This window comes from Nitrospira sp. BLG_2, assembly GCF_049222245.1.
Genome location: NZ_JBLYIG010000282.1, coordinates 1 through 6,991 on the forward strand (window position 1 = coordinate 1; position 6,991 = coordinate 6,991).

Below are 6,991 nucleotides of genomic sequence, written 5' to 3' on the forward strand. Positions count from 1 at the left end.
GCTCTGAATCGTTTCCTTGTACTCAAACCCCGGCTCGCGAAAATGGACGTGCAAATCGACGAACCCCGGCATCACAAGCTTCCCATTGGCTTGAATGGTCCGACCGTGCACGGGTTCGGAAAGGTTCGGGCCCACTGCAGCTATTTTGCCGTTGTCGATCAGCACATCGGCGATGCCGACAAACCGGCCTGGGTCAATGATGCGACCACCTTTAATCAAAATCGACACGATAAGCCCTCTCCCAAAATTGGCACAATCCGTTGATCCTGATCAATTGTTGAGTAACCCGCTGTCTTCAAGCTCGGACAATAGTTCACTCATTCGGCAGATCGACCGGGTCACCAATTCATGAATTCGCTCCGGACATGAGGTACAAGATTCCCATGCGCACCGCCACGCCGTTCGCCACTTGATCGAGAATCACCGAGGACAAACTATCGGCGACATCCGGCGCGATTTCCACTCCTCGATTGATCGGCCCCGGGTGCATGACGATGGCAGCGGAGTCCGCTAGCCGTACTCGCTCGGCGGTCAAACCATAGAGCCTCGAATACTCTCGAATCGTAGGAAACTGTGCGCGTCCCTGCCGCTCCAGCTGCAACCGAAGCATCATAATGACATGGACATCGCGCAGCCCTTCATCCATGCTGTAGTACACCTTCGCCCCCAGCTTCTCCACGCCGCGCGGCATCATCGTCGGCGGTCCCACCAGACGCACCTCGGCGCCAAGCTTGAGAAGCGCGTAGATATTCGAACGCGCCACGCGACTGTGCGACACATCTCCGATGATCGCCACGCGCAGTCCACGGAAATCCATTCCACGTTGTCGGATCGTGTACAGGTCGAGCAAGGCTTGCGTCGGGTGTTCGTGCCACCCATCGCCCGCGTTGATGACCGACGACTTGACGCCATTCGCCAGTGTTTCAGCGGCTCCGGCCGAAGAATGACGGAGAACGATGATGTCCGCTTGCATCGCTTCAATATTCCGCGCCGTGTCAAGAAGTGTTTCCCCCTTCACCACGCTGCTGGAGGAGGGAGAAAAGTTGATCACATCGGCGCTCAAACGCTTGGCCGCCAGCTCAAAGGAAGTGCGGGTCCTGGTGCTCGACTCAAAGAAGAGATTCACGACGGTCTTGCCTCGGAGCGCCGGCACTTTTTTGATCTCACGCCCGGTCACTTCCTTGAAGGAATCTGCCGTGTCCAGGATGAGCCTGATCTCATCCACGGACAACGGCGCGAGACTCAGCAGATCTTTGCGCTTGAGGCTCATGATTCCTCCGCTTCAGGATTTTAAGATCACCACGCGATCGTCTTCTCCGTCTTCGTCCAATAACACCTGGACCTGCTCATCCCGAGACGTCGGCAAATTTTTCCCTATGTAATTCGCTTTGATCGGCAGCTGCCGATGACCACGATCGACCAACACTGCGAGCTGGATTTCTTCAGGACGTCCCAAGTCCATGAGTCCATCCATCGCCGCTCGTATCGTTCTTCCGGTAAACAAGACATCGTCGACCAGTACGACGACTTTATTGGTCATGTCGAAAGGCACAGAAGTCTTTCTCAGAACCGGTTGATTTTTGCGCAACGCCAGATCATCGCGATACAACGTAATATCCAATTCGCCGATCGGAACCAACACGCCCTCGATACTGTGGATACGCTTGACGAGTCGATGGGCGAGATGCACGCCACCTGTCCGTATTCCCACTAGCGCGAGATCCTTTACCCCTTTATTCCGCTCCACAACCTCGTGCGCGATGCGCATCATGGCTCGGGAGATATCACCGGCATCCATAATCAGCTTTTCGTCTTTTCGTTCCACCGATCTGTTCATGGGAGTCGTCAAGTCAGGTGATTATGCGATCAGGTACTTCTCGAAATCCGGACATAAAAAAACCTCCTCACGTGCCGTTGTGAGAAGGTGGTTATCACCGGACATGGCCGGGGCGAAATTCATGATTGGCTCCTTGCTCACCTCACTGGATGAGCATTAAAGGTTTCGCCATCCTACTGGGATACTGGAAACCTGTCAAGCGCTCAAAGACGGACAATGCGGTATGTAATTTCGAATCTTCCGATTTCGGTTCGGTCACATCGCGTGTGAAGCGTGACCGTTGACTAACTATGATGAAAGTTACAGCCAGGAAGTATCTGTAAAGCGTACGCTATTTTGGCGCCGTCAGGGCATCCTGTGCGACGTGGCCTCGCTGGGACTTCTCTATGATGTTCTGTTGAATTTCCTTTGCGATGACCAGCGCCAGCTGGTCAGTGGACAGCGCACCCATCGGCAGGTGTTTCGTGTCGGTGTAAAATGGATCGTCAGGAGCTGCCGTCCGATGGAGATTGATTAAAATTGCCGCAGGCTGAACCGACCGCCCAGCCACCCCCACCATCACGGCTTTATCTACAGGCTGCACTCTGGTTCTTGTCGCCCAATCCCGCTGATCAACTCTGACGAACGCCACATTCCAGATCGTTCCGTTCAGGAGACCTGTCACGGCCAAGGGTGTGCGTTTAAGAAATGATGGCTCGCGAACGATTTGCTGCAAGGCGTCTCGAACTCGAATATCATAGAACTTCGTCGCAGAGTCCGGCTGACTCGGCGGAGCCAACATGGTGCTGCCGACCTCGTAATAAGACTGCCCGTCCAAACTCTGCAGGTCGTCGACGGTGCGCAGGTACGTTTCGAATAGCTGTTGGAGCAGCCCTACCCGTTCTTCACCGGAGAGGGTTCGAATCTCCTGGTCGGTTCGAATCGGTGCATGCCGAAGGTCTCGTTCAATGGAACCTGTCTTTGGCTTCTGATTAGTCGATGCTTTACTGATCACCCATTGAAACTCTCGCGCCAGCACAGGAGCAAACCGTTCTGCCTCACCAAGATATAGTCCCTCGCTCATCGAAGACGCGCTGATCAATAACCTAACCCGACCGGGATCCACCGTCCGAACAACTAAGAAAGGGAAGAGCTTTCCCTCATGATTGTGCACGGTCGGTTCGATAATGACACGCTCGAGCAAGCCTTTACTCACGGCTTCATCGAACAGCGGATAGGTATGCCGATGTTGATTCAAATAGGAGAATGTGTCGATCACAGTCCGGAGGGCTGCGGCGGCTTGAGCTTGATCACTCACCGCTTTCTCCACTCCTCGATCAACAAACACTCGGAACGAAAGATCTGGAACTTCGTTGCCTGTTCCTAAGGGATCCTGGAACTCGGCAGCAGAGTGCTCATCATGACCGGCATGAGTTACATAACTATCGGCGCACAAGCCGATCGCCACGACACACATCAGGAACAAAGCCCATAGAACCGGTGGCATCCGACAAGACATGATCGCCCCCATTGAGTCGAGAGACTGAGCGAAGCGTTCAAGGCAATTATGTCATGAGGGGCTTCTCGAGTGCGAGGCAGACGCCGTCTTTTCGTCGAGACCATGCTAACAAGTATCGGAAGAGATCTCCCTATTCGAACGGTATGTGTCGGGCTTTCAGAGTGGGAAAGTTCTTATGTGCCGCGCTAGTGAGCCGCTTCGGTCAAGCAGCTACGGAAGAAGATAGTTGTTAACAAGCGTGATACGTTGTGGGTAAGCCGTTCCATCTGTGGAGCAGTGGATGACACAAGCGGACCGGTGATATCCCAAACTCCTCGAACTGAGTGAACGAGACAGCTTGAAGAAGTTATCAATCACTCAATGGGAGATGGTCCTGGGCGCCTGAAGACGGCTGATGCTGTCCGACCAGAGTGTAGCCGGGTCTTTGTCGAAGATCGTGAACGTATCTGACGGCAAAATGCCCCATGCTCCTTCCCGCATTTCATGCTCAAGCTGCCCAGGAGCCCATCCGGCAAATCCGGTAAAGGCTCGAAACGTCTCGGTCGGCTTAGGCTGAGTCATGATGCGTTCCAGGACACGAGGTGTACCCATATAGACCCCGGCGATGATCTGACGGGTATCAGGCAAGAGCTCTGTGAGCCGGAACAACAGGACCAGTTGCGTTTGCCCGACCGGCCCGCCGGCAAACAATCGGTGGTGGGTTTGCTTCAGTACGGTAAAATCCGGCAAGGCTTCCGACAAGAGCACGTTGGTGGGGCGGTTCAGAATGAGGCCGACTGTCCCGCTTCGTCCATGTTCGATAATGAGCAGGACGGTCTGGTGGAAGTGCATATCACTCAACGAGGGACTGGCTATCAGGAGCACTCCCTTCTCGACCGACATAGGGGAAAACTCTTGCTGCGCTTGAGCCGATAACGCGAACAGGAGGGATAAGGTCACCACAAGAAGAGCGCTTTTCATGATGTTCCACGCAGCCACAAGAGCCAAGATTTCACCTTGGTGTCCAAAGCTAACAAATATCTTTTCTCTTGAGGTGAAAGCAACAGGAAGAATCGCGCTACGTTTGGTAGCTTTCCAGAGAGCGAGATGTGCTAGAGTAGACTCTCCGTTCGCTGCTTGTTGGACGTGAACCACCAAGATAACAACCGCGGGATCATTTCGAAGGAGAAGAGATTATGGGGAGAGGCTTGCGAAACCTCATCATGATGACCGTCCTCTGCGTCCTGCCGGGATGCATCGATCCGCCCAAATCTCCTTACGTCGACGTGCGGGACACGGTGTCACGGATCGATGAATTACAGCCCACGGCGGAGCAAGGCAGCGCGGAGGACCAGTACAATCTTGGCCTGAAGTATGAGAGAGCCTTGCCGCGAGATCACCGGGAGGCAGTCCGATGGTACCGCATGGCGGCGATGCAACGGCATGCCGGGGCTTTCTACCGACTCTGTGTGCTGTCGGACATCGGTCGTGGAATACCCCAAGACTATCAGGAAGCTCTACGGTGGTGCCGCCTTGCGGCGGATCAAGGGCATGGGCCATCAATGTTCGTGATCGCCACATATTATGAAAAGGCACGGGGAGTTCCCAAGGATGTAGTCCAAGCCTACCAGTGGTACAACTTGGCGGCGGCTAACGGCCATGAAGACGGAGCGAAATGGCGAGATCGTTTGGCAACGAACATGACGCCGACTCAAATCGCCCAGGCACAGTTTCTTGCACGGAATTGGAAGCCCAAGGACCAAACTTCAGTTAAAGAACAGTAGCCCAGGGCCTCTCCACACTCCTTGAAGCTTCTCATCCTGCCGGCGATACTGAACCAGCCATGCGCAAACCTTGAAGACTAATATTCATAGGATCTCCAAACACCCCCTCCGTTACCACAATTCGTGCTTGAAGTCGTGTCTTCTCGATGCGTAGGATATTTGCCCATGGTCCGCTAACCGCCAGCGGATATTCACGATCGTTCAGAATGGCTCACCGGTTTCCCTACTACTCTGTGACTCTCGTGGGATTTCTCTTGGTGTTCTTTCTGGCGTCAAGCTGTACCACTCCCAATCCAAGGCCGCCGCAACCGCTCATTGGCGGACCAACTGTGAACGAAGTCCTGAAACGGGCTCAGGCGGGCGATCCCAATGCTCAAAATAAATTGGGTTTACTTTATAGCGAGGGACAAGGTCTTCCACAAAACGATCTCGAAGCAAAGGATTGGTTTAAAAAGGCCGCTGATCAAGGGCACGCAGACGCACAGGTCAATCTTGGAACTCTTTATTCTCTAGGACGAGGCGCACCGTATAGTGACCACATGGCGTTGTTCTGGTTTCAAAAGGCGGCGGAACAACGAAATGCGTTGGCTTTTGCGAAACTGGGAATGATGTACGAACGAGGGCGCGGTGTACCCCGGAGCCTTATCGAAGCCCATATGTGGTATAGCCTTTCGGTTGCCTACGGTGAGAAACGTGCCGCCGAATCTCGCGAGGCGGTTGCCGCGCAGATGATGCCAGGGCAAATTGCCGAAGCGGAGGATCGAGCAAAGAAATGGATGCCCAAACGCCGATGACGGTGTACTCGGCTCATGGGCATGCAGAGGTAGCGGTTTTTATTCAATGAGTACACCCCTTTGTGACCACCACATCAATACTAAAAGACCTGTCACGGATCACAGCATGCTTCTCCGAGATACACATGCAGGGTTGTCCAATGGAATCGACAACAACCAACATGTGCTGAACTCGAGTTCAAGAACTAGTGATATTCCCAGCTTCTAAATCCCACTGCGTCCAGTAAACAAATACCATGAACAAATATTACCCATATAGGAGTGAAAATACGTTCACTAAAAGGAGGGTGCGATTATGCGTCCTATATCAAAGGTTATAGGGCTGACATTTTTAACCGTGGTATTCAGTATGGGTATGTCCACACTCGCCCTTTCCGTTGATAGAGAGGTCTATGACAAACAGGATGTGCAGTCCGGCAAGATCATTAAAGGGAAGGTGATGAAGGTCGATGAAAAATTCCCCCAGTCCTGGAATGTGTCGGTAAAAGACCAAGAAACGGGTGAAATCGTGATTCTCCACGTCGACAAGACGACCGCGAGAAAAGATATCATGCTGAAGCCGGACTTAGGGGACAACGTCGTCGCAAAATATAACCAACAGAATAACCATGCAGTATCGTTTCTGACAGATCAGGCCATAAATCGATGAAGTGTAGGGAGCCGGAGACCGAAAGGGCTAAGAGAGATCAAAAGATTCCCGCTTGCTTTTGGAGCCAACGGATGTACTTTACAATCTGATCCACGTCCTCTGCGTTGACGGTGGTGATCTTGGGCATATCGCCGAACTGCCAATGATGAGCCTTGACACCATTGGCCACCGCTCGCTGGAATGCGACATCGCCGTGATGATTCGGCTCATAGACCTTGTGAAGAAATGGTGGACCTTGAGTGGTACCTATTCCACCGATCCCATGGCAGGTTGAACAGTTAGCGTTGAATTTTTGCTCTCCTTCTCGTAACTCCGCTGGAGCAGAGACCGCGGTTCCTGTTCCCTTTGGCTCCTCCCCGTTTTGGCTGCAGGCTGGTGCAGCACCCAGAATCAGCACAAGGAGGCTCACCCATAATATTAGAGATGATTTCATATGCCGTAATGCTTATC

8 protein-coding genes and 1 pseudogene are annotated in these 6,991 nt (G+C 53.1%); 3 read left to right on the top strand and 6 right to left on the bottom strand.

Going from position 1 to position 6,991, the window contains the following annotated elements; all coding sequences use genetic code 11:
• The 5 genes and pseudogenes from ACOSYY_RS07785 to ACOSYY_RS07805 all read right to left on the bottom strand — a co-directional run.
• Positions 1 to 228, bottom strand: a pseudogene (locus ACOSYY_RS07785) (dihydroorotase); the annotation flags it as partial.
• A gap of 118 nt (positions 229 to 346) precedes the next feature.
• Complete coding sequence (locus ACOSYY_RS07790; RefSeq protein ID WP_421661701.1) at positions 347 to 1,270, bottom strand: aspartate carbamoyltransferase catalytic subunit; 924 nt, start codon at positions 1,268 to 1,270, stop codon at positions 347 to 349.
• Between the two features lie 12 nt (positions 1,271 to 1,282).
• Positions 1,283 to 1,837, bottom strand: coding sequence for a bifunctional pyr operon transcriptional regulator/uracil phosphoribosyltransferase PyrR (pyrR, locus tag ACOSYY_RS07795; protein ID WP_421661702.1), 555 nt, complete (start codon positions 1,835 to 1,837; stop codon positions 1,283 to 1,285).
• 331 nt (positions 1,838 to 2,168) lie between these two features.
• Positions 2,169 to 3,335: a hypothetical protein gene (locus ACOSYY_RS07800; RefSeq protein WP_421661703.1), complete on the bottom strand. Its 1,167-nt coding sequence runs from the start codon at positions 3,333 to 3,335 to the stop codon at positions 2,169 to 2,171.
• A 357-nt stretch (positions 3,336 to 3,692) separates the two neighbouring features.
• Positions 3,693 to 4,295, bottom strand: a complete 603-nt coding sequence (locus tag ACOSYY_RS07805; RefSeq protein WP_421661704.1) for a YqgE/AlgH family protein — start codon at positions 4,293 to 4,295, stop codon at positions 3,693 to 3,695.
• A gap of 215 nt (positions 4,296 to 4,510) precedes the next feature.
• On the opposite strand from ACOSYY_RS07805, the gene ACOSYY_RS07810 reads away from it, so the two are divergent.
• From ACOSYY_RS07810 to ACOSYY_RS07820, 3 genes are all read left to right on the top strand, one after another.
• Positions 4,511 to 5,098, top strand: a complete 588-nt coding sequence (locus tag ACOSYY_RS07810) for a tetratricopeptide repeat protein (protein WP_421661705.1) — start codon at positions 4,511 to 4,513, stop codon at positions 5,096 to 5,098.
• A gap of 206 nt (positions 5,099 to 5,304) precedes the next feature.
• Positions 5,305 to 5,892: a tetratricopeptide repeat protein gene (locus ACOSYY_RS07815; protein WP_421661706.1), complete on the top strand. Its 588-nt coding sequence runs from the start codon at positions 5,305 to 5,307 to the stop codon at positions 5,890 to 5,892.
• Positions 5,893 to 6,187: 295 nt separating this feature from the next.
• The gene (locus ACOSYY_RS07820) at positions 6,188 to 6,541 is read left to right on the top strand and encodes a hypothetical protein (RefSeq protein ID WP_421661707.1); all 354 of its coding nucleotides are present in this window, start codon (positions 6,188 to 6,190) and stop codon (positions 6,539 to 6,541) included.
• Positions 6,542 to 6,578: 37 nt separating this feature from the next.
• Here the strand turns inward: ACOSYY_RS07820 and ACOSYY_RS07825 are convergent, their stop codons facing one another.
• Complete coding sequence (locus tag ACOSYY_RS07825) at positions 6,579 to 6,974, bottom strand: c-type cytochrome (RefSeq protein ID WP_421661708.1); 396 nt, start codon at positions 6,972 to 6,974, stop codon at positions 6,579 to 6,581.
• Between the last annotated feature and the right edge of the window lie 17 nt (positions 6,975 to 6,991).